This window comes from Vibrio sp. Vb2880, assembly GCF_033337975.1.
Taxonomy (GTDB): Bacteria; Pseudomonadota; Gammaproteobacteria; order Enterobacterales; family Vibrionaceae; genus Vibrio; species Vibrio alginolyticus.
The window spans coordinates 48,253-70,637 of record NZ_JAWORT010000005.1; the positions used below are offsets into that span (position 1 = coordinate 48,253).

Annotated in this window: 26 protein-coding genes; 13 read left to right on the plus strand and 13 right to left on the minus strand. The window is 43.6% G+C overall.

Annotated features, from left to right (window positions below):
• Positions 1–53: 53 nt before the first annotated feature.
• Positions 54–884, minus strand: coding sequence for an ammonia-dependent NAD(+) synthetase (gene nadE, locus R7M92_RS07245; protein WP_005375299.1), 831 nt, complete (start codon positions 882–884; stop codon positions 54–56).
• Positions 885–1,062: 178 nt separating this feature from the next.
• Here nadE and R7M92_RS07250 point away from each other — a divergent pair, with 178 nt between their 5' ends.
• Entirely contained in the window at positions 1,063–1,596 is a 534-nt protein-coding gene (locus R7M92_RS07250) for a nicotinate-nicotinamide nucleotide adenylyltransferase (RefSeq protein WP_213870348.1), read from the plus strand.
• A gap of 14 nt (positions 1,597–1,610) precedes the next feature.
• Positions 1,611–2,093: a hypothetical protein gene (locus tag R7M92_RS07255; RefSeq protein WP_017635276.1), complete on the plus strand. Its 483-nt coding sequence runs from the start codon at positions 1,611–1,613 to the stop codon at positions 2,091–2,093.
• A 127-nt stretch (positions 2,094–2,220) separates the two neighbouring features.
• Here R7M92_RS07255 and R7M92_RS07260 read toward each other — a convergent pair whose 3' ends face one another.
• A complete protein-coding gene (locus tag R7M92_RS07260; RefSeq protein WP_005375302.1) occupies positions 2,221–2,829 on the minus strand; it encodes a hypothetical protein in 609 nt (202 codons plus the stop codon).
• A gap of 191 nt (positions 2,830–3,020) precedes the next feature.
• Here R7M92_RS07260 and R7M92_RS07265 point away from each other — a divergent pair, with 191 nt between their 5' ends.
• Positions 3,021–4,130 carry a 1-acyl-sn-glycerol-3-phosphate acyltransferase gene (locus R7M92_RS07265; protein WP_005385027.1) on the plus strand — a complete coding sequence of 370 codons (1,110 nt, stop codon included), beginning with the start codon at positions 3,021–3,023 and terminating at the stop codon, positions 4,128–4,130.
• A gap of 73 nt (positions 4,131–4,203) precedes the next feature.
• Here R7M92_RS07265 and R7M92_RS07270 read toward each other — a convergent pair whose 3' ends face one another.
• Positions 4,204–4,803, minus strand: coding sequence for a hypothetical protein (locus R7M92_RS07270; RefSeq protein WP_005375305.1), 600 nt, complete (start codon positions 4,801–4,803; stop codon positions 4,204–4,206).
• Positions 4,804–5,121: 318 nt separating this feature from the next.
• Here R7M92_RS07270 and R7M92_RS07275 point away from each other — a divergent pair, with 318 nt between their 5' ends.
• Complete coding sequence (locus tag R7M92_RS07275) at positions 5,122–5,394, plus strand: YnjH family protein (RefSeq protein ID WP_005375306.1); 273 nt, start codon at positions 5,122–5,124, stop codon at positions 5,392–5,394.
• Between the two features lie 88 nt (positions 5,395–5,482).
• On the opposite strand, the gene R7M92_RS07280 is transcribed toward R7M92_RS07275, so the two are convergent.
• Positions 5,483–5,782: a YfcZ/YiiS family protein gene (locus tag R7M92_RS07280; RefSeq protein WP_005375307.1), complete on the minus strand. Its 300-nt coding sequence runs from the start codon at positions 5,780–5,782 to the stop codon at positions 5,483–5,485.
• 607 nt (positions 5,783–6,389) lie between these two features.
• Here R7M92_RS07280 and R7M92_RS07285 point away from each other — a divergent pair.
• On the plus strand, positions 6,390–6,851 hold the full coding sequence (locus R7M92_RS07285) for a TetR/AcrR family transcriptional regulator (protein WP_005385033.1): 462 nt from the start codon (positions 6,390–6,392) through the stop codon (positions 6,849–6,851).
• A gap of 112 nt (positions 6,852–6,963) precedes the next feature.
• On the opposite strand, the gene R7M92_RS07290 is transcribed toward R7M92_RS07285, so the two are convergent.
• Genes R7M92_RS07290 through R7M92_RS07315 form a run of 6 tightly spaced genes read right to left on the minus strand, consistent with a single transcriptional unit; the run spans position 6,964 to position 11,542 of the window.
• Positions 6,964–7,746, minus strand: a complete 783-nt coding sequence (locus R7M92_RS07290) for a heme ABC transporter ATP-binding protein (RefSeq protein ID WP_005385036.1) — start codon at positions 7,744–7,746, stop codon at positions 6,964–6,966.
• Entirely contained in the window at positions 7,746–8,783 is a 1,038-nt protein-coding gene (locus R7M92_RS07295) for a FecCD family ABC transporter permease (protein ID WP_005375318.1), read from the minus strand. The genes R7M92_RS07290 and R7M92_RS07295 overlap by 1 nt, the downstream gene beginning before the upstream one ends.
• Before the next feature lie 9 nt (positions 8,784–8,792).
• Positions 8,793–9,662, minus strand: coding sequence for a hemin ABC transporter substrate-binding protein (locus R7M92_RS07300; protein WP_205461280.1), 870 nt, complete (start codon positions 9,660–9,662; stop codon positions 8,793–8,795).
• A gap of 28 nt (positions 9,663–9,690) precedes the next feature.
• The gene (locus tag R7M92_RS07305) at positions 9,691–10,104 is read right to left on the minus strand and encodes an ExbD/TolR family protein (protein ID WP_005375322.1); all 414 of its coding nucleotides are present in this window, start codon (positions 10,102–10,104) and stop codon (positions 9,691–9,693) included.
• A complete protein-coding gene (locus R7M92_RS07310; RefSeq protein ID WP_017821236.1) occupies positions 10,101–10,799 on the minus strand; it encodes a MotA/TolQ/ExbB proton channel family protein in 699 nt (232 codons plus the stop codon). The genes R7M92_RS07305 and R7M92_RS07310 overlap by 4 nt, the downstream gene beginning before the upstream one ends.
• A complete protein-coding gene (locus R7M92_RS07315; protein ID WP_081007917.1) occupies positions 10,799–11,542 on the minus strand; it encodes an energy transducer TonB in 744 nt (247 codons plus the stop codon). Before R7M92_RS07315 ends, R7M92_RS07310 begins: the two co-directional genes overlap by 1 nt.
• A 160-nt stretch (positions 11,543–11,702) precedes the next feature.
• Here R7M92_RS07315 and hutW point away from each other — a divergent pair, with 160 nt between their 5' ends.
• The 4 genes from hutW to R7M92_RS07335 all read left to right on the plus strand — a co-directional run bounded on the left by hutW (position 11,703) and on the right by R7M92_RS07335 (position 14,830).
• Entirely contained in the window at positions 11,703–13,073 is a 1,371-nt protein-coding gene (gene hutW / locus R7M92_RS07320; protein ID WP_318133014.1) for a heme anaerobic degradation radical SAM methyltransferase ChuW/HutW, read from the plus strand.
• Between the two features lie 32 nt (positions 13,074–13,105).
• A complete protein-coding gene (hutX, locus tag R7M92_RS07325; RefSeq protein WP_005385051.1) occupies positions 13,106–13,609 on the plus strand; it encodes a heme utilization cystosolic carrier protein HutX in 504 nt (167 codons plus the stop codon).
• Between the two features lie 56 nt (positions 13,610–13,665).
• Positions 13,666–14,196 carry a heme utilization protein HutZ gene (gene hutZ, locus R7M92_RS07330; protein ID WP_005375331.1) on the plus strand — a complete coding sequence of 177 codons (531 nt, stop codon included), beginning with the start codon at positions 13,666–13,668 and terminating at the stop codon, positions 14,194–14,196.
• Between the two features lie 97 nt (positions 14,197–14,293).
• Complete coding sequence (locus R7M92_RS07335; RefSeq protein WP_115386758.1) at positions 14,294–14,830, plus strand: ATP:cob(I)alamin adenosyltransferase; 537 nt, start codon at positions 14,294–14,296, stop codon at positions 14,828–14,830.
• Between the two features lie 80 nt (positions 14,831–14,910).
• On the opposite strand, the gene R7M92_RS07340 is transcribed toward R7M92_RS07335, so the two are convergent.
• On the minus strand, positions 14,911–15,825 hold the full coding sequence (locus R7M92_RS07340; protein ID WP_033906782.1) for a chemotaxis protein: 915 nt from the start codon (positions 15,823–15,825) through the stop codon (positions 14,911–14,913).
• A gap of 214 nt (positions 15,826–16,039) precedes the next feature.
• On the opposite strand from R7M92_RS07340, the gene ppiC reads away from it, so the two are divergent.
• Entirely contained in the window at positions 16,040–16,381 is a 342-nt protein-coding gene (gene ppiC, locus R7M92_RS07345; protein WP_080276970.1) for a peptidylprolyl isomerase PpiC, read from the plus strand.
• A 658-nt stretch (positions 16,382–17,039) separates the two neighbouring features.
• On the opposite strand, the gene R7M92_RS07350 is transcribed toward ppiC, so the two are convergent.
• A complete protein-coding gene (locus R7M92_RS07350) occupies positions 17,040–17,633 on the minus strand; it encodes an isochorismatase family protein (RefSeq protein WP_239871052.1) in 594 nt (197 codons plus the stop codon).
• A gap of 20 nt (positions 17,634–17,653) precedes the next feature.
• Positions 17,654–18,481: a pirin family protein gene (locus R7M92_RS07355; RefSeq protein WP_318133016.1), complete on the minus strand. Its 828-nt coding sequence runs from the start codon at positions 18,479–18,481 to the stop codon at positions 17,654–17,656.
• 109 nt (positions 18,482–18,590) lie between these two features.
• Here R7M92_RS07355 and R7M92_RS07360 point away from each other — a divergent pair, with 109 nt between their 5' ends.
• The 3 genes from R7M92_RS07360 to R7M92_RS07370 all read left to right on the plus strand — a co-directional run bounded on the left by R7M92_RS07360 (position 18,591) and on the right by R7M92_RS07370 (position 22,365).
• The gene (locus tag R7M92_RS07360; protein ID WP_239871058.1) at positions 18,591–19,490 is read left to right on the plus strand and encodes a LysR family transcriptional regulator; all 900 of its coding nucleotides are present in this window, start codon (positions 18,591–18,593) and stop codon (positions 19,488–19,490) included.
• Between the two features lie 636 nt (positions 19,491–20,126).
• Positions 20,127–21,431 (plus strand): MATE family efflux transporter, encoded by a 1,305-nt coding sequence (locus R7M92_RS07365; protein ID WP_318133018.1) that lies wholly within the window; start codon positions 20,127–20,129, stop codon positions 21,429–21,431.
• Positions 21,432–21,603: 172 nt separating this feature from the next.
• On the plus strand, positions 21,604–22,365 hold the full coding sequence (locus R7M92_RS07370; RefSeq protein ID WP_318133019.1) for an ATP-binding cassette domain-containing protein: 762 nt from the start codon (positions 21,604–21,606) through the stop codon (positions 22,363–22,365).
• Positions 22,366–22,385 lie beyond the last annotated feature (20 nt).

Here is a 22,385-nt window from a genome sequence, read left to right on the forward strand (position 1 = left end):
ACGCTGCTATTTTTAGCAGCGTTTTGAGTTTTAAAGAGAGCTGAAAATATCGCTTAGTCGTAAATCGTCGGGATTGGCTGGCGTTTGTGCTGCGTTGCTTTGTAAATCGCTACCAGACGGTCACTCACTTGCTGTGGAACAGGTTTGCCCTCTAAGAAGTCGTCGATTTGCTCGTAAGTTAGGCTTAGGGCATCTTCATCTGCTTTTTGTGGAGCAAGCTCTTCTAAGTCTGCTGTTGGCACTTTCTTCACTAGTTGCTCAGGTGCACCCAATGTAGCAGCTACTTCACGAACTTGGCGCTTACTTAATCCGAACAATGGTGCCATGTCACAAGCGCCATCACCAAATTTAGTGTAGAAACCAGTGATGTTTTCTGCTGAGTGATCAGTACCAAGAACAAGGCCGCCTACGTAGCCCGCGATCTCGTATTGAGCAACCATGCGAGCACGCGCTTTTACATTGCCTTTTACGAAGTCGACTTTTGCTGCATCAGTTGGTAGAAGATCTGTGCCTTCTAATGCAACGTGAGAAGCCGAATGAAGCCCGTCAACACCTGCTTTGATGTTCACCGATACAGAATGGGTTGGCTGGATAAAAGACAGAGCGAGCTGAGCCTCATCTTCATCTTTTTGCTCCCCATAAGGCAGGCGAACTGCGATAAATTGGTAGCTATTGTTGCCCGCTTCTTCGTTTAGTTGGTCTACAGCCAACTGAGCTAAACGACCACATGTCGTTGAGTCAACGCCACCGCTGATGCCAAGAACAAGAGACTTACAGCCCGCTTCTTGCAATTTACGCTTAATAAAAGCGACACGGCGTTCAATTTCAAAATGCGGATCAATTGAAGGGAGTACGCGCATTTCGTCACGGATGGATTGTTCCATTTAGGGTTCCTTTTCCTGCAAATATTTCAGACTCTAAAGCACATTTGCTCAAATGGTGATAAACCATACAGTTGAGGCTCATTAAACGCGACTTTAGGGTCAAAAGCTGTAAAGATTAGTAGTATCATACCGAAATCATCAGATTAGAAAACTCTCTTCAACCAGGTAATCACCGGATATGAAAAAAATCGCCATTTTTGGTAGTGCATTTAACCCACCTAGTTTAGGGCATAAAAGTGTTATTGAGTCTTTGAGCCACTTTGATCTTGTGCTACTTGAGCCGAGCATTGCACACGCTTGGGGCAAGAACATGCTTGATTACCCAACTCGGTGCAAAATGGTTGACGCGTTCATCAAGGATATGGGGCTTTCTAATGTTCAGCGTTCTGATGCGGAGCAAGCTTTATACCAACCTGGACAAAGTGTGACGACCTATGCGTTGTTAGAAAAAACTCAAGAAATCTACCCAACTGCCGATATAACTTTTGTCATTGGTCCTGATAATTTCTTCAAATTTGCTAAATTTAGTAGAGCTGAAGAGATTACGGAACGTTGGACTGTTATGGCATGTCCTGAAAAAGTAAAAGTCAGAAGCACGGATATTCGCAAAGCATTGGCCGAGGGTGAAGAGGTCGGTGCCTATACAACACCTTCCGTACGTGATTTATTACTTAGTAAAGGCTTATACAGAGAAACATTGTCTGGGAACTGAGAGGTCAGATTTTCATGGTCAGAGTCGTTTTATTTAGTGCATGTGCGCTGCTTGTGGTGACACAAGCTCATTCCGCGTGTAACTATTTTTCTGATCGTTCCGTGGTGTTTGAAGATAACACTCTTCCTATCTGTGAAGAAATTTTAGATTCCATCGGCGTGTTAAGTACTGAAGCATTGATTTGGTATGCAGCGGAAGCGAAGCTTGAAGGACCAACAGAAAACTATTGGGAGGAGTGGGCGATTAAGCCGGAAGACACCCCACTTCTAACTCAAAACTTAGAAAAGAATTACTTTGGTCTTGGTTTTTGGATGCCGGAAGAGCTTCGAGACGAAGAGAGTAAAATGGATACAGAAGAGTGGCTTCGTAGTCACGGGTTGATGTTCAGCGTTGGTTTTGGGGATAAATCCGACGGACAGCCAAGAATGCGGTTTGATTATCGTTGGCACGAATATTATGACGCTGACTGGATGATGCAGATAGAAGTACCTTTCTAGACATCTCAAGCAAATGAAAAAAGGGCGTACATTATCAATGTACGCCCTTTTTGCTTTTACTTGAATCTCTACTTTCTGTATCCGTAACTCTACGTAATGCTGAAAACGTAGCTTGTTAAAGAGCAAGTTATAGCGCTTCTCCAAAGACTAAAAAGCAAAGCTGTTCATATTCTTCGGTGTTACCAGCAAAAAGAGAGTCAACAATTTGCTCTTCCTTCTTCCCCGACAGTTTCATTTTTCTTGCTTCACGTAGTGTTAGTACCAAGCAAAGCTCTTTAGAAATATTCATGTCACAGCCAGGAGTCCATTGATTGATGGTTCTCGTTAACGTTGAGTGCGCTAGTTTAGGAGACAGCGTCAATACTTCATGTCTTACTACTGTCAGTAGATCGGTTTGCAGATCCGAGCGTTCGGCAGTTGTTGCTAGCTTCTCGACGAGCGCTTTTAGTAGCGGTGAAGGCTTCACAAAGCCCGCCTGTTGTGAGAAGTCGTCATTTAAACGCACAGAAAAATCACAACGATATACACGAGAATTAGGTAAAAAGGTGAGGGAGCTCAAACATCCTTGAGGAATCCAAAAATATTGGCCTGGTTCAATGGCATACTCCTGCTTACCCAATTTAATGACGGCTAACCCTTCGATGACAGACAGTAGACTGTGCTTCAATGCTTTTTTACGCGCAGCTACATCAAGAAAGGGGTATTTAGCGTCGTGAAATTCAATTGCGTAGTTCATTATGAGTACCAGTGTTTTTTGGCGCTAAGGGTAACGTTAAACCCATACGATTCCAACCTGCAGAGAGAATTTTTTAGCATGATAAATGGTGGCTTAACTGGTATGACCATGTTAAAAGTATGGGTTGAAATGCTGCTTGTCAGCAAAACTATGCGTAAAATGTGCCAGCTTTTTTTGATATGTAATGAACAATGACAGCCAATACCGATCCTTATATTGAAATTCGTCCTTACAACGACGAAGAAATTCCAGCAGCGCTGGATCGTCTAATCCAAGATGATGAATTTATCACTGCTATCCTAGAACATCGCTTTGCTAATAAAGCAGCGTGGTTCAAAACGCTAATGAGCCCGATCCTGCGCATCTACCTGAAAGCCAAGTGGAGCAAGCTTGATTCTGTCGAAGCAATTCAGATTGAAGTGAAGAAGTATCTGAAAGATACATTGAATAAGACAACGGATGGCGTCACTTTTTCTGGTTTGGATAAGCTGGATAAAAACACGTCATACCTATTCGTTTCTAACCACCGTGATATTGCGATGGACCCTGCGCTCGTAAATTATGGCTTGTACCAAAGTGGGCACCGTACAGTTCGTATAGCGATTGGCGATAACCTGCTGAAGAAGCCATGTGCGACAGAATTGATGCGACTCAATAAGAGCTTCATCGTTAAGCGCTCTGCTAAAGCACCTAGAGAAATGATGAAAGCATTGGGACAACTGTCAAGCTATATCAAACATTCGCTTGATACTGGCAATTCAATTTGGATTGCCCAAAAGGAAGGTCGTGCTAAAGATGGAAACGACTTTACTGATCCTGCGATTTTAAAAATGTTCCATGTTGAAGGTCGTAAACAAAAGATCAGCTTTGGTGAGTACACGCGTTCTCTGAAAATCGTTCCTGTCTCGATTGCCTATGAAAATGATCCATGTGACATTGCCAAAGCAAAAGAGCTGTACGAAAAAGCAGAAAATGGCCGCTATGAAAAAGGCGAATTTGAAGATATCGAAAGCATCATTCAAGGTATCGTTGGCTATAAAGGCCGTGTACATGTTGCGTTTGGTGATGTGATTGAGCAAGAGTTTGAAACGCCGGAATCTCTTGCTGGTGAAATCGACCGCCAAATTCACAACAACTACAAGTTGTACCCAATCAACTTGTTAGCTGCTGGGCATGAAGATTCGAGCATCATTACGGAAGCGGTTAAGCGTCATCTCGCGGATAAGTTGGATCAGCTACCTGAAGGCGCAAGACCTTATTTGGTGGCGAGCTATGCTAATCCTGTGAATAACCAAGAGTAATCTTCGTCACTGAACTCGTTGATTCAGAATGCCTTAAAGCCTCGGTCTGCCGGGGCTTTTGTTTATCTGCTCTTTAAGGTGCGACGGCACCACCAAGGGTTAAATTGCTGGGCCATTTTGTGATCCTGTTACCACCTAAATAGATATTCCCTTTCACCGTCATTGTGTCTGGAAATACTTTCAGCGCTGATCCTCCAATATAGAGATTACCATCAACCACTAATCCTTCAGGAAGATCAGAAATGGGAGTGCGAATAACACTTAGATCACCTTTTACTCGAAGTTTAGCTGGAAGCGCTTTTAGCGGTGTATCTGTCAGATTTAGGTAACCGCCTAGTTTGATGCCTTTAGGCCAGTTTTCGATCTTACTACCTAGTAGGTTTGCATAGCCTTTTATCTTTGTTCCTGAGCGAATAACTTTGAGTGCGCTGTTAGTTGCTTCCAGACTGCCTTCAACATCAAGCCCTTTAGGCAAGGTTTTGATAGGGGTTTGTGAGATGTTTAAGTTGCCCTTTACCACTAGGCCAGAGGGTAGTTGGGTGTAAGGCTTGTTTCTAAGATCAAGATTGCCGTAATTATCGATGTGACCAAACTTAGAATAGTAATCTAGCTCATATGCCAAAGGAGACGAGCAGAGTAGGATTGAAGTAAGGCATAGGGAAACAAAACGCATAGTCAAAGAGTTAGTTAAATACCGAGATCAACAGGTGCTTATCTTATACTTAAATAAACCTATTATGCATTTTTTGCTCACAGTTTTTGATTCATAACTTAAATATTCAAATTAGAGATACACGTTAAAAGTGTGCGCTTCTTTACTGAGCTAAGTAACTTCAAGCTTACTAAAATGAGATAAATTAAATGATTGAATGTGAAGCAGACCCAAGTGTAGAGGTGAGAAAAATATCAGTAGATATTTGAATAATATGAGATTCTTCCAAGAACTTCACAAGGGTCCTTGTTAGTATTATTGAGGTTTGAGGAGATTTTCATGAAGTTAAAAAGTGTATCTATTTTTACCGCTGGTGTTTTTGCAGTACTGCTGTCGGGTTCCGTTTTTGCTAAATCATACAGTACACCAGAAAACAAAGCGCTAATAGTTGCTGACGGTAAGGTAGGTCAGCGTATCTGTTACTACGATGATAAAGCCTACACCACAGGGGCCGTGATTAATGTTGAAGGCGTATTACTGATGTGTACCGCTGAGAACGATTTTGAAACCAATGGCTCGTTAAAGTGGGTCGTGTTCAAAAAAGATAAATAAACGCGCCGAAGTTGTCTGTTTCATTTAGAGCGGTTTAAGATTAAGAGATTGGAAAAATAAAAAGCGAGCATCATGCTCGCTTTTTTCATTAACGCGCGAGTGAGCGAGTTTTTAATTCAAAGATAAGTTTTTCAGCACTTACTTCAAATTTGAATCGAGCCGTCGCTTGGTTCGATTCTTCGGTTATTTCTGAAACATTGTATTCAACATCAGCACATACTGATTTAGCGAGCTCGATGTATTTTTGTAGTTCAGACTCTAGCTCTGTTTTTGTCTGTGCGAAAACCGTTACGTCGGCAACTTCGTCACCTTCTTTGATGATAAAGCCAATCTCGCCAGCACAGCCGCAGGCCTCACATACTTGGTTTTTTTCTAATTCGACACTCATAACGAATCCTCTTGTAAATACTAAGGGTATTCTATCAGGTATTTGATCTGTATCTACAAAAATGACGACTTTTGCGTAAAAAAGGAACAGAATAGGCACTTGTTAAGTAAGGGTTAAAGATTGGATTACTAAATCATCAAGAACGTTAATGTGATATATATCAACATTTAAAATCAATTAACGAACATAGTGACGAGATTTTGCTCAGTCCAGTTGAACTAATGGTTAATTTATAAGACTATTTCTTGATTGATTATTTTTAATAATTATCATTCTTGGTCTTTGAATAGTTTCGATGAATAATTGGCGCAAGGTTTTGATGAGACTAACTTTTCGCCTTATTTTGAGTAGCATGTATTGACAAAAACATAACTGAAAATTACACATTACGCAGTGTAAAGACGTTATGGTTTGGAACTCGACATGATATTAAATAGTCGCAATACATATACCCAAAGCGCTTTCAAGTGCAGCGCTTAGCAACCTGATTTCTAGGTTTTCGCTAATCGAACCGCATCGGCGAGCCGGGTATAATGCTAAGAATGATTTCATTCTGGCCTCATTTAATAGTGAGTTAGATGGATTTACAAAGAGAAGAGCTTAAAATATGCCAAAGCGTAGTAAAGAAGATACCGAAATCACTATCCAAAAGATCATGGATGCCGTTATTGATCAGCTACTCAGATTAGGTTACGACAAAATGTCGTACACGACGCTAAGCCAGCAGACAGGTATATCGCGTACCGGTATTAGCCATCACTTCCCTAAGAAAACGGACTTCACCGCCGCACTGGATGGCCGTATCTTTAAAATGTTTATTGAACACTTAGAGTTTGATAAAGGATTAAATGCATTTTCACAAAGTTGGATTAAAGCGCTGGAAGATGCTGAGTTCCTCGCGATTTTACGACTGCTATTCCATCACATTGTCACCGCTGAAAATGCGCAAGAATTTGCTGCTAATGGTATTGACCGCTTATACAAAATGGTTGAAAGCCAGTTTGGTGCGGGTGGTGACAAAGAGCTTGAGTGGTTGATTGGTCGTTCATTGATCCAAATGAGCAAGTAATAGCCTTTAAAGCAACAAATTCTGCCACTACCAAAGCAAAGGCCCGCAACTCTCATATTGCGGGCCTTTGTCGTATCAAAGTGTTTTCGAGACGGCTTAGAGGAGATACGCTTTATGCTGCGGCATGCACTTGAGGGAAGTCTAGCGTCGGATGTTTTGTCACAATAGAGCGATAGCCATAAACTTGCTCAATGCGCTCTGACGTTAGTGCATTCCATGGCGTGTCATCACAAACTAGTTTCCCGTTATGCAAGAGTACAAGGCGGTCTGCGTACTGAGAGGCTAGATTCAAGTCATGTAACACCACAACCACCGCAGCGTTCTGTGCTTTTGCCGTTTCACGAGCAATTTTTAACGTGTTGTGTTGATGGGCGAGATCCAACGCTGAGGTAGGTTCATCAAGCATTAAGATTCGTTTTTCGCCAGATTGATGTAGTTGTGTCATCACTCGTGCTAGATGCAGTCGTTGCTTTTCTCCACCAGATAAAGACGGGTACAGGCTTTCTGCTAAATGCAATACGTCGGTTTGTTCCATGTAATGTAAAGCCAGTTTAGTGGTTTCTTTATTGGACAGTGATAGCGGTATTGCCCCCAGCTCTACGACTTCTCTGGCTAGAAATGGGAAGGTTAAGGTGCTGTGCTGCGGGAGCATTGCAATATGTTTGGCGCTTTTTTCAGGCTCCCAATCATGCTTTTGTTTACCGAAGTAGGTGATGTGATGATTCGAAGAGATCTCACCGCATAGAAGCTTGAGCAAAGTACTTTTACCTGCGCCATTGGGGCCGAGTAGGGCGGTCACTTCACCAGCTCGGATATCAATGTTGATGTCATCGAGCACCACACGGTTGCCATACGTCATCGAAATGTTTTTCCCCGATAAAACGATCTGGTTCATTACAAAATCTTCCCTTTTTGCTGGAACAATAAGTAGATGAAAAAGGGCGCGCCAATCAATGCGGTCACGATTCCAACTGGTAATTCAGCTGGTGCCACGGCAACACGAGCAAACATATCTGCGGCAGTAAGAAGCAGTGCTCCCATTAAGGCAGATATTGGTAATAGCGTTCGATGGTCAGGCCCAGCGAGCATGCGCCCTAAGTGAGGAATCACGAGCCCAATAAAGCCAATTGCACCACTGATGCTCACCGTAATACCAACACCCAGTGCAGAAAGTAAAATAAGCTGACGTTTGAGTTTTTGAACCGGAACTCCTAAGTGTCTTGCTTCTGATTCCCCTAACAACAGAGCATTCAGCGCCATCGACTTCTTCTGGAACCAGAGTAATAGGATGACGAGTGTTACAGCAGATAGAGCAATCCCTGACCAATTTGCACCAGCTAATGAGCCCATCGACCAAAGCGTCAAGTCTCGCAGCATCTGATCATCTGCGATAAAGTTCATGTAGCCAATCGCAGCACCCGAGAGCGCACTGATGGCAACGCCGGCTAACAACATAATTGTAACTGAGGTACCAAACTTACTTGTGCCGAGTTTATAAACGAGAATAGTCGTTAGTGCACCGCCAAGGAAAGCAAAAAGAGGCAGAGCCGCTAAGTTCATTAGTTGCGGATAGTTTTGGCTAAATTCAGCAAATACAACAATAGCGAATGCACCACCAAGAGCAGCGCCAGCAGACACACCAATGATACCAGGCTCGGCTAATGGGTTACGGAACAAGCCCTGCATAACCACACCACAAATTGCCAAAATGGCGCCGATGAACATACACAAAATGGTGCGAGGCAATCGGATTTCGTTAATGACCAACTGAATGTGAGGAGCGAGATCAGAACTGCCTCCCGTTAGGCTACGCAAACTGTCAGCAAAGCTAATGTTCATTGGGCCAACGGTAATAGAGGCGATAGCAATAAATGCTAAAAATCCACTAAGCACTGATAACGTCGTTGAAAGGGGGATGCGTCTTAACAACATGTCATGTCTCTATGGGTAAAGCAGTGCATTCAAGCGTTTAGCTTCTGCAAGGCTTTTAAGGCCCAAACCACCTACCAGAGCATGGCCATCAATCGTTATGATGTCTTTGTTCTTTCCAGCGGGTGTTGCAGCAAGAAGCGGCATTGCTTTTAAAATTGCATCGGCACCACCCAACGTTTCATAGCTGCGACCACTAACAATAATCACGTCAGGCTGCATCTCTACCATCGCTTCTGTGGATAGAGGCTTGTAAGACGAGAGTTGTGTAGCGGCTGGGTTTTGTCCGCCGGCGAGTTGAATAATTGCATCGGGTGTCGTTTGTGAGCCCGCAACATTTGCAGGTCGCCCTTCATGGATCAGCAGAAAGAGCACTTTCTTTTTCTTTGCTTGATTAGGCTGGTTTGCATTGAGTGCTTGTACTTGCGCCTGGACATCTTGCTTTAAGCTTTCAGCTTGAGCCTTGCGATCCATAAGGTTCGCAATTTGATCAATACGTTGATAAAGGCCCTCGACATTTGCATCAGTATTAACAATTTCTACCTCTACGCCAGCCGATTTCAATTGGCTCAATGTTGTTTTCGGCCCCATCTCATCAGAACCAATGACTTTTGTCGGACGTAAGGCGAGCAACCCCTCCGCTGAAAGACGACGATGGTAGCCCACTTTAGGCAGTTCCATCCCTTTTGGTAATTGACTGGTGACGTCGATAGCAACCAAGCTATCTTTAGCGTCGAGTTCAAGCAAGAGTTCAGTGACGGCGCTGCCTGCGCTAACAACGCGCTCTGAGGATGGCGTTGCATTGGCAAAAAGTTGACTACTCGCAAGTAGGGAAATAGCTGCCGTGACAACAGCATGAATAGTGATGCGTGTGTTCTTCATTTTGAAAGGATCTCTATCTTACTTATTTTTATGATGGCTCTTCAGTGAGTAACTGAGTTGCTTGAATTCCGTTTTCTTGTAAAAAGCCGAGAAGTTGTACTAGCGACTGAATATTCGCGGTTTTTTCTGCTCCAATTACAATCGGTTTATCGCTTGACTTACTCTCTTCTAACAGCGCGAGGGTAAAGTTGTCCCAATCGATATATGTCTTGCCGTTAATAGCCCAGTAAGGCTCGTCTTTAAGAATATTTACCGTGATGGATTGCTTATCGACATCTGCAACAGCCTGAGATTCTGTGCTCGGTAAATTGACGTCTAATGAATCGAGTTTGACCGCTGCGGTTAACATCAGGAAAACCATGACGATAAAAATAATGTCTAACAGCGGTGTTAAATCGGGGGTTAAACCGTTACGACTATTTTCTTGTGGTGTTTTAATCATTGACTTGCGGCCTCAATCTTCCCAGAAGAGCGCAGTGTTACTTTTGAGTGGTCTGGCGAGACATGCTGTAACGATATACCTTCAAGCCATAAGTTGACGTAGTTTAAAGTGTGCTCAAGCTTGGCGATTACACGATCCGCCCACAAACCAATGATCTGCGCTCCTGAAATAGCAGGAAGTGCGATAATGAGACCCGCGGCAGTGGTGCGCATAGCAAGACCTAGGCCGTCAGCCAAATCATTCGGAGTGATATTCCCCGTTGAAACCGCGATGCCTTTGAACATGTCAATTAGGCCAAGTACCGTACCAAGCAAGCCAATTAAAGGACTGATGACACCAATCAGCGTCAGCAAACGAAGGCCGGAATGCAGCTGATGGCGTTTTTCTTGCAGCCAAATACCTGCGGCATCTTCTCTTAAAGATTTCGAGAAAGAATGATGAGCAAGCAACATCGCAACACCACGGTACAGAAGCGGCCTCTTATTCGACAACTCTTCAGCAAGTGCTTCAAGCTCGCTCCCATTTGTTGGGTCTAATCCTGTGAGCTTTTGGCGAATGGCTCGCTTTCCTACACCAAGGCTAATTAACACATGGAATAATCGCTCGGCGATGATCATCACGGTTAGAGCTGAGCAAATGATCAAAGGCCATGTCATCAGCCCAAATTGAGTTTGTAATTCTTGTAGTTGTTCCATTATCCATCCAACTTAAAACGAACAGGTACTTGTACTCGGTGAGCGACTTTTAGCCCACCTGAAATATGTGGTGTAAATTGCCACTGTTTGATCGCACGAAGTGCTGAGGCATCTAGCGACTCTGTGCCGGAAGACTCAATCAAAACCTGTTTAATCTGGTTACCATTCTCATCTAGCCATATCTCATACAAGGCTACACCTTCAATACCGCGTCTTTGTGCAGACCTTGGGTAACGGGGTTGTGTTGGTTGACTCACAAACGTTGGTTTGTCGACCAAGACAGGCTGAGATGTTGCCCCTTTGGATTGGCTCGCAGGTGCGGATTGTTGAGCTACCGTCTCTTTCTTCACCGGTTCCGTTTTTTTCTTTGGTTTCGCTTCGGGCTGAACCTTTTGCTTTGTTACGGTTTTGGTGGGCTCGACCGCTTTAGGTTTAGATTGTTTAACCGGTTCAGGTTTTTTCTCTACTACCTTCTTCTTAACAGCGTCTTTCTTGACGACCTGTTTTTTTACAATCTTCTTTTCTGGTTCAGGTTGGTCTTGAGGCTGCTCTTTTGGTGGCGCTACATTTTCTGGTGTAGATTTTTCGACAGTGGGAGGAGCAGACACAAGATTTAGACTTACCGAACTTGCTGGGTTTCCAGCCGGCATCGCGAACACCTTTGTCTCTTGAGAAACAAAAAGAAGTGCGGCATGGATGGCAAGGGAAGCACCTCCTGCAATGACATATCTTTGTACGTTCACGGAATATCTCGGGAAACTATGAAAACTTGGGCAGATTATTACTTACAATGGAAATAAGATCAATTATCAATTGCATTATCATTACGCTCAAATTATGATTCTTGCAGAATTTTTAAGATCAGCTTCCATCCCTTACATGATGGGAGCTAAGCGAGTATATATGAGCGTCGATATCGATAAGCTTGATGAATCAGTGTTGGGCAGTGATAGTCCTGAACCATTGCGATTTGCTTTTGTTAAGAAGCATTCTGCACATGCCGGGGGAGCGAGCGTACCTGTGCCCTCGTCTCAACAACAGGCGATTTTTTCGAGTATTACGGCTAACTCAATTAAAGCGACCAATAAACGCTGTCTTTATATTCATGTTCCGTTTTGTCGCGTTCGTTGCACTTTTTGTAACTTCTTTCAAAATGCTGCAAGTCGCACACTGGTTGATGAGTACTTTGAAGCATTAATGCAGGAGCTTAGAGAGAAAGCGGCATTACCTTGGACACGAAATGGTATTTTTCACGCCGTATATATCGGGGGCGGAACGCCAACGGATTTATCTCCAGTACAGGTTCGTGTGTTAGGCCAGGCTATCCGAGACCACTTTCCTTTGGCTGCAGACTGCGAAATCACCTTAGAAGGTCGCATCAATCGTTTTTCTGATGAGTTGTATCAAGGCGCTTTAGAGGGTGGGTTTAATCGTTTCTCTTTTGGTGTGCAAAGTTTTAATACACAAGTGCGCCGCAGCGCAAAACGTTTAGATGATAGGGAAGATGTCCTCAAACGAGTGAGCGAGATCGCCAAAGAAGACAAAATTCCGGTCATTATCGATTTACTCTATGGCTTACCTTATCAAACCAAAGAAGTGTTAGAGCAAGATTTAAATGATTTCCTCTCGACTGGCGCACACGGACTGGATTTGTATCAGTTAGTGGTTGGCGGGTCAGCTCCCATGCTCAACCTCGTAGAAAAGGGAAAAATCCCGCCACCTGCGACCACACCAGAAAAAGCGGGAATGTATGAGCTCGGTGTGAACTTTATGGCCAAACACCATATGAAGCAACTGAGTGTGAACCATTGGGCAATCGATAACCGCGAGCGTAGTTTATACAATAGTTTAGCCAAGACTTATGCAGAGGTATTGCCAATTGGCTGTGGTGCTGGAGGTAATATAGGTGGCTACGGGATGATGCAACACCGCACACTAGAGACCTATATTAAAGCGGTCAAAGAAGGTCAAAGCACCATCGCGATGATGATGAAGCAAAGCCCTCTAGAACCACTTTTTTCTGCACTCAAATCTGCGTTTGACCGTGGCATTGTTCAAGCAAATCAACTTCCATCATTTATGGGAGAGGACGCGTTCGGGTTTTTATTGCCTCTATTTAAAGTGTGGCAAGCGAAAGGCTTAGTACAACTACATGAACGTAGCGCAATCCTTACTCTTGCAGGCAGCTTCTGGGCAGTGTCACTGGCTCAAAGTTGTATTCAGGTACTCACGTCAGAGATGCACGAAACCGTACCGAAAGCATCCAATAATTAATGAAAACAAATTGAACAAAAACGGAAGACACAATGGAATCAATCAAGCAACAAGTTGAAGTATTACTAGAGCAAGAACCACAATTATTGCCAGCTGCGATGGCAGAGCGTCTTGGCATTTCCGAGTTTGAGGTTGTTGCGGCTCTACCTCAGGAAATGGTGGCTATTGCACCAGGAGAGCAAGCGCAAAGCATCTTAGAAAGTTTGGTTGGTTTTGGCCCGGTGACGACCATCGTCCACTCTTTTGGTTCTATCTTTGAAGTTAAAGCGCCGTTTCCAAAAGGAAAAGTGGCGCGTGGCTATTACAATTTAATGGGTAGAGAAGGTGAACTGCACGGCCACCTTAAATTAGATAACGTTAAAAATGTCGCATTAGTCAGTAAACCGTTTATGGGTAGAGAGAGTCACTATTTTGGTTTTTTCTCGGAGTGCGGAAGCAATATTTTCAAGGTTTATTTAGGCCGTAACGAAAAGCGCGAGTTGATTGAAGAACAAGTAACCGCATTTCGCGCCCTACAAGCCGAATTAAAAAAGTAATCACAAACATAATCGAGGCTTAACTCGAATACTAATTAGTAAAGTCAGGTATCAATATGGATCAACAAGTTAAACAAGAGCGTTTGCAAGGTCGTTTAGGGCCAGAGATCAAAGAGTTCCGTCAGGAGCGTCGTACACTTCAGCTTGCAACTGTCGATGCAGAAGGTCGCCCGAATGTAAGCTACGCGCCTTATGTCCAAAACCAGGAAGGTTATTTTGTTCTCATTTCTAAAATCGCTCGTCATGCCCGTAACCTTTTAGAAAATCCAAATGTTTCATTGATGATGATTGAAGATGAAGAGTCTTCAAAGCAGCTGTTTGCTCGTAAGCGCTTAACTTTTGATGCGGTAGCAAATGTAGTTGAGCGAGACACAGAGATGTGGCAACAAGTTGTTGGACAAATGAAAGAGCGTTTTGGTGAGATTATTGATGGTCTAAGCCAGCTAGAGGATTTCGTTTTGTTCAACTTAAAGCCAGAATCGGGGCTATTTGTTAAAGGTTTTGGTCAGGCGTATCAAGTGTCTGGTGATGATTTAGTCGATTTTGTTCACCTTCAAGAAGGTCATAAGAAAGTCGAAAGTGCCTGATTGTAAACCGATCATATGAATGTCGATCATTTGGCATAATGAACGTTTAAAGGGAGTTAGGTTATACTGACTCCCTTTTTTATATTGGAACAAAAGCATGAAACCTGTAAGCAAGGAGTTGAGCGAGATTTGCTATCCGTTTATTTACGAGGACAGTCCGGTTTGTGACTTTGAAATTACAGCAGATGAACTTTGTAGTCGTATTGGCCTTGTTCTCGCTATGGAGTTGGACGAGTTTAGCCGTGATATACTGACAAGAATGCAGCCTAATGTTTATCATCTAAATGGTTCGGTTCGCGGAAAATTAGCGATTACAGAGGCGGAAGTTGAAGAGTTAAAGGCCGATTATGCTTTGCTCAAGCAACGTATTGATGGCGGCTTCAAAGGCTTTGTTCTACCCGGAGGGCACCCGGCAGCCAGTCAATTGCATTTGTGCCGTTGCCAAGCTAAAAAAACGGTACGAGCATTAGTTGCCGTTGAACATACAGGTAAGAAGCAGCCCGCACCTATTTTGTTTCGTTACGCGAACTTATTAGCGAATGTACTTTACAGCCTAGCTTCTTATATTAATCATGCTCACCAAGTCAAAGAGACGGAATTCGTTTCTCGTAGTTACGCGATGCCAAAGAAGTGAGCTGAGAAATTAGCGGATGTGAGCATCAGGGATAGGACAAGCACTGCATTATATTCTCAAATCAAGTCGTCCAATAAGAGTTAAGAAGTCATAGCTTTGGCTTCTAGCTCTTTTGCTCCGCGAAGCATCGCTTCGATTAGTTCTCCTGCATTGAATTTCTCAAGTGCCTCATGCGCGCCAACTTGGTGAGCTCTGTCTACACAGATTTCGCTCGATAACGATGTGTGTAAAATGCGGTATGAATGGTTCAGAGAGGAATTATTCTGAACTTCAAATGCTAACTCATAACCGTCTAATCCGGGCATTTCAATATCGCTGACCAGAATATCAATTGGGCGATGAGCCGCAGCGTCACTTTTCATCAGTTCCAATGCATCTAAACCATTTTTACAGATTTGATACCCAATATTGATGCTATCGAGTGCGTCACACAGCTGTTTACGAGCGATGGAAGAGTCATCCACCAATAGAATACTGAGTGCTTTTAGGCGTTCTCGCTCAATATCTGTCAGCATTGGGATCTTTGAATTCTCGTACTGCGGATAAATTTTGGAAAGTAGCAGCTCCACATCCAGCATTTGAACAGTTTTGTCCTCGTAGCGAGTAATTCCAGTCACGAAAATATTTTTTCCAGCGCTCGGAGGTGGCGTTTCAATAGCTTTCCAATCGCACTCAATGATCTTCTCTATACTACGAACCATAAAAGCTACCACGGTTCGCAAGCAATCTGTCACGATCAAGTAGCAGCTTTTATATTCTTCTTCACTAATAGGACGAAAGCCAACAGCCGCTGACATATCGATCACTGGTACTGTTAAGTTACGTATCGTAACGGTTCCAATGACGTGATGATGCGAGTAAGGGATCTTTGTCGTTGGCATGTACGGAACGATTTCACGGACTTTTAGCGTACCGATAGCGAAACTCTGTTGCAGGGTGAGCTTAAACATCAACATGCCCTGAGATTGATTCGCTTTGCTAATGACTTTTGCCATGAAAATAACCTTATAAACACCACCGAATTGTGTCTAATCTAATCTTATCAGACGAAGGCTTCAACCATCGGAGAGACAAATGTGAGCTTTTTAGACAATCTTTTAGAGAATAGTGATTAACTGAGCAAAACTTGTTTGTATTTTAAACTCATTATGTAGCCGATTTTATATTCCTCGTGTATTGGGGCCTTTACCGCTGAGCTATTATTAAGAAATGTTTGGTCTGTTAAAAAGGATTGGGTACACTTGCGCGACCAGAATAGTGAGAGATAGATCAATGGCAAATACAGCAGCCGCATTACATATTCTTGTGAAGCACAAAGAGCAAGCGGAAGACATAATCAAGCAACTGAAAAAAGGCGCAAAGTTTCAGACATTAGCGAAGAAGTATTCAACTTGCCCGTCAGGCAAACGCGGTGGTGACCTTGGTGAATTCCGCCGTGGTCAAATGGTACCTCAATTCGACAAAGTGTGCTTTTCTGGCGAAGTGTTAACGCCGCATCTAGTTAAAACCAAGTTCGGTTGGCATGTTGTAAAGGTGCTTTACAGGACATAGAGAGTATCTATAGATTGTAAGCTGACTCTTCGGTATCTTAAACATTATCTTCGCATCAAATGCAGAGAGATAGTGCATTGCAATGAGTACGTTACTTGGGCGCTCTACCGGGGTAGGGCGCTTGCGCTTATTGATATTGCATGCTGACTTTTGAGTGACTTACACATTTTCTATACCGAATCATATACTAACCCGACACAGCGCAAGGTAACGATTCGACTGTACCAGCCACCTTTTATTCCGTTTTAGCATTTTTGTGTTTGCTCAGTGACTAATGTCTATTCTGATAAAACATGCATTTTAATGGGTTATCTTTGCAGAATGTATTTATCACTATCCATGCAGCTAATCCAAAATACGATTGAAGCGTCATTTATGATCGCATTACGTAAATTAGCACTTTTACGACATTAGGTAATACCAAGTACGAGGTTACAGGAACTATGATTGCGAGTACTATAATGACCCTCAGAAAGTCATTATCTGGCAAGTATGGATATAGTAAATTTGGTAGGAAATAGACAAGTGGCAATAAGGACAAGTAAGTAGACAAAGTCATCACATGTTTATTTGGAACTTTTTTTTTCATTTAGCTGACCTGAAGATAAATCGTGATGCTGTTACACCGAAATAGCCTGTGTAACAGCATCTATATGGGTTAATGTAGTTTTGATAGTATTTCTTCAAATAATACTTGGATTAGTTTGCTACCATTGTCGCTACTCCAGTCTTGGGCAAGTTCCGCAATTAACTGATTTGTAGAAGTCAATGTCACTCCGTGGCTTTCCATTCGTCTCAATGCGGTTTCATCCGCTAAAGTTGTCGGTGAGCCAGATCCATCAACAACGACTTGTACATTGTAGCCGCCCTCAATGGCTGTAATCGCCGGATAAACGACACATACATCTGTGGTTATACCGGCAATAATGAGATTTTTTCGCCCGGTAGCTTGGACTGCGGCAGCAAAGTTTTCATCTTTCATGCTATCGACAACACCTGCGCGTAGAATTCGGTTCTCGTATGCTTCAGGAACGGCTTGAATCAGTTCATCAAACAGCGGCCCTTGAGCTTGATCTTCCATACTAGATGTTAGAATTAGTGGCATTCCGGTTTCCTTAGCGGCACGGGCTAAAGCGACTGTATTTCTTTTGATCTCGTCGAGTGCGGTTGAGCCGACCCAGCCCATAGTGCCAACCTGGTGGTCGATTAATAACATCACTGAGTTTTCGGGAGTAAAGGTTGTAGTATTCATAATTGACTTCTCTCTTAAGGTTATCGACTTACGCCTTGTAATTGCAGCTGCTTTATTCTTTGAGCACCTGCATTTAGGTTTGCTAAATTGCTATGAACAGATGGGCCATTGCTGATGAGTTCCTGATCTAACGGGGTCCCGGAAATAATTAGGAACTCTGCTAGCTGCCCATCTGCTGTGACATTTATAAGCTTATAATTTTTTTCAAAGACCCCGAGTTCACCTGAGGATAAAATGGCGTTACCTACTGCAACAGAACCACGGCGAACATAAATAAACGCGGTTGTCTGCAACTCGCTTGCAAGGTGTTGCCAGCGAGCTTCGGCTTTTAAATGGACATGCAGATACGTCATGTCGACCGGGGCTTGGACCAAACTTTGTACTTCTTTATACCTTCCAATCAGTACCTTGGTTGTCGCGTGGTCTTCTTCAACAACTGCGATGTCATCCTGTTGTTGTGTGGAATAGGTAACGGGTCCCATTTCCAGTTCTTTTGCGGGTAAAGCGACCCACAGCTGAAACGCGTCAGCTAAAAAACGATCCGGATGAACAGTTTCTTTGTGTAACACGCCTGATCCAGCCGACATAATTTGTATACCACCGGCTTTCAACAGACCTGAATGTCCCCCGGTATCTTCGTGGGCAATCGCGCCAATTTGGGGGTAACTAATGGTTGCCACACCAGAATGACCATGAAAACCAAATCCTGCTTTTCCCTGGACGTGCGGAATATGGAAGTGATCCCAAAGAACAAAAGGGTTTAGATCGGAGAAGTTGGCTGAAGTTACATAACTAGTAACAGGGCCATGCTTTCTGCCATTTCTGATTTCTTGGATTTGTCTGCTCATCGGGCTAATTCCTTAGTTTGAACGCTTGAGACAAATCCTAATACAAGACTTATTGATGCATTAGATGGTATAGTTGAGTTTCTTAATCCCAATATTATAAGTAATAAAGATGAATCTTAATGATATCAAAGTGTTTATTGATGTTGTTGAAGCGGGTAGTTTTGCGGGAGCCAGCAAAACTCTGGGCATGCCGTCAACAACGGTCAGTAGGAAAGTACAGATGCTTGAAGCTGGGCTTGGTGTCAAATTACTTCACAGAAGCACACGTAAGCTCTCGTTGACTGAAGAGGGCGATCATTACTTTCATCTTTGTCAGCAACATTTGTTAGCGCTTGAAGAAGCTAATGATGTCATTAGGCAAGCTCAACTGAAACCCAAGGGAAAAATACGTATTACCTCGCCATTAGACTTTTCGATTCAGTATGTTCAACCTTGGATAATAGAATTTTTACAACAATATCCAGAGATTAGTATTGAACTGGATACATCCGACGACTATGTAAACATGGTTGAAGACCGAATTGATGTGGCTTTTCGCTCAGGGAAGTTGCAGGACTCTTCACTAATTGCCAGAAGAATTGGGCCGAAGCAGAATGTTTGTTGTGCAAGTCCTGCGTTTCTGAGCTCAATACCTGCTATTAACCAACCAGAAGATCTGGAGCGGGTGAACTGTATCGTTTTCGGTAAGTCATCAGCGGGTAGCCAGTGGCATTTCACAAAAGAGAAGCAATCTTTCCATGTATCAGTCTCAGGTACCTATGCCACCAATAGTATCGGGTTAGTAATAGATTCCGCATTAGCTGGTTTGGGAGTGGCGTACGCGCCTATCGCTTTAATTAATCCATACCTTATGAATGGCCAACTAGTGCAGGTTTTGGCAGATTACGATACACCTAGATCAAACATGTTTGTTATATATCAGTCTCATCGATATATGGCCAAACCGATTAGACTTTTCATTGACCATGTAATGGATAAAGTGGCGCCAACTGCTCCCTGGACAAACTGATTTCTTGAGGACGGGGGGACGGCTAGCAAGGTGAGTTAAACAATGGAATGGGCATCCGTACTGCACTCAGTCAGAGCCAATTGAACTGAAATAAACACGTTGCTAAGGTGTTTTCCGTACGTAATGGTGCATTGAAATGAACATGTTACTAAGATCCTTTACAGGACATAGTAGTCAGAATCTGCGTTGACATACTAAGATGACTTTTGAGCATCTTAAACATTATTTTCGCATGAAGTGCTGAGATAGTGCATTGAAATGAGCATGTTACTAAGGTGCTTTACAGAACATAAGGCTTGGTATCGACCTAAACATTGTCAGATGAAACCCACAAGCATTAAATATCATCTGTACGGTCTCTTTTCACCAATCACTACCGTTATGACATGGCAGATACATTCTGATCTGCCATGCTCCACCAAACGCTAATCTTTCCAAACTAGAAACTCATTTATATGCAGTTAACTTGGCTTTTCTCATAAGTCGTTATCCTATTTCAAGCTTTGGTATGAGAATACGTTGGCTGGTTGTATCAATTATCAATGCTATTCCTTGCTGGCGAACTTTGGTTCATGTTCGGGCGCCATTCGCATATGATAGCGACCTTATAAAAATTAACCCCGTTCATAATTTAAGATGTCCCTGACTCATAAAGACTATTTTAAAATCGCATTTCCTTTCATTGTTTCTACTGTTACCCAACCATTGTTGGGGGCGGTGGACACCGCGGTGATCGGTAAACTCGGTGTGGCTGAGATGATTGGTGGTGTGGCGATCGGCACCGTCATCATGAACACCTTGTATTGGTTGTTTGGCTTTTTCCGCGTCAGTACTACCGGGCAAAGTGCAATCGCATTAGGTAAAAATAGCCCGGAAGATCAAGCGAGCAGCTTATTCCGTCCTTTCGTGCTTTCGCTCTGCCTTGGTTTGATTTTCATTGCGTTGCAGTCCGTGATTTGGATGGGGGCAGAGCTGATTATCTCCCCTGATGCCGTCGTGGCAGAAAACGCGAAGATTTACTTCGATATCATGATCTTTGGTGCGCCGTTTGTGCTGCTGAACTACACCGTGATTGGTTGGTTGATGGGGCAGGCGAAAGCCAAAGCAACCTTGTTCACGCAAGTGTTTGGTAACGTGCTGAACATCGTGCTGGATATCGTATTTGTGTTGTACTTCGATATGGGGATTGCTGGCGTTGCGGTAGCGACACTTATCGCGCAAATCTCGACGTTTGTTATTGGTGCGGTGCTGGTGTTGAAAACCTGTCGCTTCCCGCTGTTTGATTACATTCAGACCGCGAAAATGACGCGTAAAGATCTCAAAGTTATCGCGTCTTCCAATATGGATCTGCTGCTTCGTACTGTGTGTCTATTGGTGTTCTTCAACATGATGGCGCGTGTGGGCTCTCAGCTTGGTTCTGATGTGCTCGCGGCGAACGCAATCATGATGCAAGTGACCTTTATCGTCAGCTACATGTTCGACGGTGTAGCGAACGCGTCGAGCGTCTTTGCAGGTAAAGCGGTAGGGCAGAAGAATCCGACATTGCTTGATAACGTGATTAAGCTAAACACGCAATGGACCGCGGCGTTCGTTGTTGTATTGACCTTGCTGCTGGTGCTGTTCAAACATCAAGTGGTGATGTTGTTTACCACCTTGCCAAACCTTGTTGAACTGTATCTAGACATGAGCCCTTGGTTATTGGCATTCCCGTTGGTTGCTGGTTTTGGTCTTACGTTTTACGGCATCTTTACCGGTACAGGGACGACGCGACCAGTGCGTAACTCTACCTTTCTAACCATGGTGTTGTTCTTAGTGACTCAATTTATTGCGGTGCAATATTGGGGCAATCATGGTTTGTGGCTGGCATTCACCTTGTTCTACGTTGGGCGCTTTGTCTTCTTGTTCCCATACCTCGGTCAAGTTAAACAAAAGTGTCTTTAATTCACACTGTCACAAACGACCTAATTTAGATGTTCTTATAACAAGGGTGGAGCCATCTGCCCTTGTTGATAAATCTGAAAAAGGTGATGAAATAACCCCTCCGACTGGTTTCCTTGCTTTAACCCGCATGATATTATTTGTGATGTTATATTATTACATTTAGTTTGATGCCGTGATTTCTCAACCAGTACTCTCCGTTAATAATCTCAGCCTTACAGACTCAGAGCGCACACTCTTCAAAGACATTTCTTTTGAGCTGTTTCAAGGTGAAGTTCTTGCCATTATGGGACCTTCCGGCATTGGTAAATCCATGTTGTCGAAAGCCGTCGCAGGTTTTTTGCCGTCTGATATTTGGGTAGACGGAAGTATCCAGCTTAACAGCAGTGAGGTCGCACAAACTGCCATGCTGCAACGGAGTCAATCTCAGCGTCCTGCGGTCATTTTCCAAGATGCACTTAAAGCACTGAATCCATTGGCCTCTGTCGAGCAACAACTGTGTTTGGCATTGACGGGCAACAAAACACGTTTGTCTTCAGCAAACCGAGAAACGGTGACGACCTTGCTGTCTCAACTCGGATTTACGGATCCAAAAGCAGCATTAGCGCAGCATCCAAGCCAGCTATCTGGTGGTCAGCGCCAGCGTATTTGTATTGCGATTGCGTTGCTTGGTAGTGCCAACTTGATCATCGCTGATGAGCCCAGCAGTGCGCTCGATCCAATCACCGAAGCGGAGATCCTTGAGTTGTTTCGCTGTAGTGTTCAGCAACGCAACATCAGTGGTTTGTTGATCACGCACGATCTGTCTGCGGCTTTGGCGTGTGACAAAGTCTTGGTGATTGCGGACAACACCATGGTGGCTTATGGCGAACCATGGCAAGCCATTCAGCAAAGCTCGCATCCTTTCTGCCAACAACTTGCGCAACTGCTGCCTTAACCTCATCTCTGGAGCCTATT

Coding starts and splice junctions, on each gene's coding strand:
- nadE (WP_005375299.1), bottom strand. CDS start 884: ATGGAACAATCCATCCGTGACGAAATGCGCGTACTCCCTTCAATTGAT.
- R7M92_RS07250 (WP_213870348.1), top strand. CDS start 1,063: ATGAAAAAAATCGCCATTTTTGGTAGTGCATTTAACCCACCTAGTTTA.
- R7M92_RS07255 (WP_017635276.1), top strand. CDS start 1,611: ATGGTCAGAGTCGTTTTATTTAGTGCATGTGCGCTGCTTGTGGTGACA.
- R7M92_RS07260 (WP_005375302.1), bottom strand. CDS start 2,829: ATGAACTACGCAATTGAATTTCACGACGCTAAATACCCCTTTCTTGAT.
- R7M92_RS07265 (WP_005385027.1), top strand. CDS start 3,021: ATGACAGCCAATACCGATCCTTATATTGAAATTCGTCCTTACAACGAC.
- R7M92_RS07270 (WP_005375305.1), bottom strand. CDS start 4,803: ATGCGTTTTGTTTCCCTATGCCTTACTTCAATCCTACTCTGCTCGTCT.
- R7M92_RS07275 (WP_005375306.1), top strand. CDS start 5,122: ATGAAGTTAAAAAGTGTATCTATTTTTACCGCTGGTGTTTTTGCAGTA.
- R7M92_RS07280 (WP_005375307.1), bottom strand. CDS start 5,782: ATGAGTGTCGAATTAGAAAAAAACCAAGTATGTGAGGCCTGCGGCTGT.
- R7M92_RS07285 (WP_005385033.1), top strand. CDS start 6,390: ATGCCAAAGCGTAGTAAAGAAGATACCGAAATCACTATCCAAAAGATC.
- R7M92_RS07290 (WP_005385036.1), bottom strand. CDS start 7,746: ATGAACCAGATCGTTTTATCGGGGAAAAACATTTCGATGACGTATGGC.
- R7M92_RS07295 (WP_005375318.1), bottom strand. CDS start 8,783: ATGTTGTTAAGACGCATCCCCCTTTCAACGACGTTATCAGTGCTTAGT.
- R7M92_RS07300 (WP_205461280.1), bottom strand. CDS start 9,662: ATGAAGAACACACGCATCACTATTCATGCTGTTGTCACGGCAGCTATT.
- R7M92_RS07305 (WP_005375322.1), bottom strand. CDS start 10,104: ATGATTAAAACACCACAAGAAAATAGTCGTAACGGTTTAACCCCCGAT.
- R7M92_RS07310 (WP_017821236.1), bottom strand. CDS start 10,799: ATGGAACAACTACAAGAATTACAAACTCAATTTGGGCTGATGACATGG.
- hutW (WP_318133014.1), top strand. CDS start 11,703: ATGAGCGTCGATATCGATAAGCTTGATGAATCAGTGTTGGGCAGTGAT.
- hutX (WP_005385051.1), top strand. CDS start 13,106: ATGGAATCAATCAAGCAACAAGTTGAAGTATTACTAGAGCAAGAACCA.
- hutZ (WP_005375331.1), top strand. CDS start 13,666: ATGGATCAACAAGTTAAACAAGAGCGTTTGCAAGGTCGTTTAGGGCCA.
- R7M92_RS07335 (WP_115386758.1), top strand. CDS start 14,294: ATGAAACCTGTAAGCAAGGAGTTGAGCGAGATTTGCTATCCGTTTATT.
- R7M92_RS07340 (WP_033906782.1), bottom strand. CDS start 15,825: ATGGCAAAAGTCATTAGCAAAGCGAATCAATCTCAGGGCATGTTGATG.
- ppiC (WP_080276970.1), top strand. CDS start 16,040: ATGTTTGGTCTGTTAAAAAGGATTGGGTACACTTGCGCGACCAGAATA.
- R7M92_RS07350 (WP_239871052.1), bottom strand. CDS start 17,633: ATGAATACTACAACCTTTACTCCCGAAAACTCAGTGATGTTATTAATC.
- R7M92_RS07355 (WP_318133016.1), bottom strand. CDS start 18,481: ATGAGCAGACAAATCCAAGAAATCAGAAATGGCAGAAAGCATGGCCCT.
- R7M92_RS07360 (WP_239871058.1), top strand. CDS start 18,591: ATGAATCTTAATGATATCAAAGTGTTTATTGATGTTGTTGAAGCGGGT.
- R7M92_RS07365 (WP_318133018.1), top strand. CDS start 20,127: ATGTCCCTGACTCATAAAGACTATTTTAAAATCGCATTTCCTTTCATT.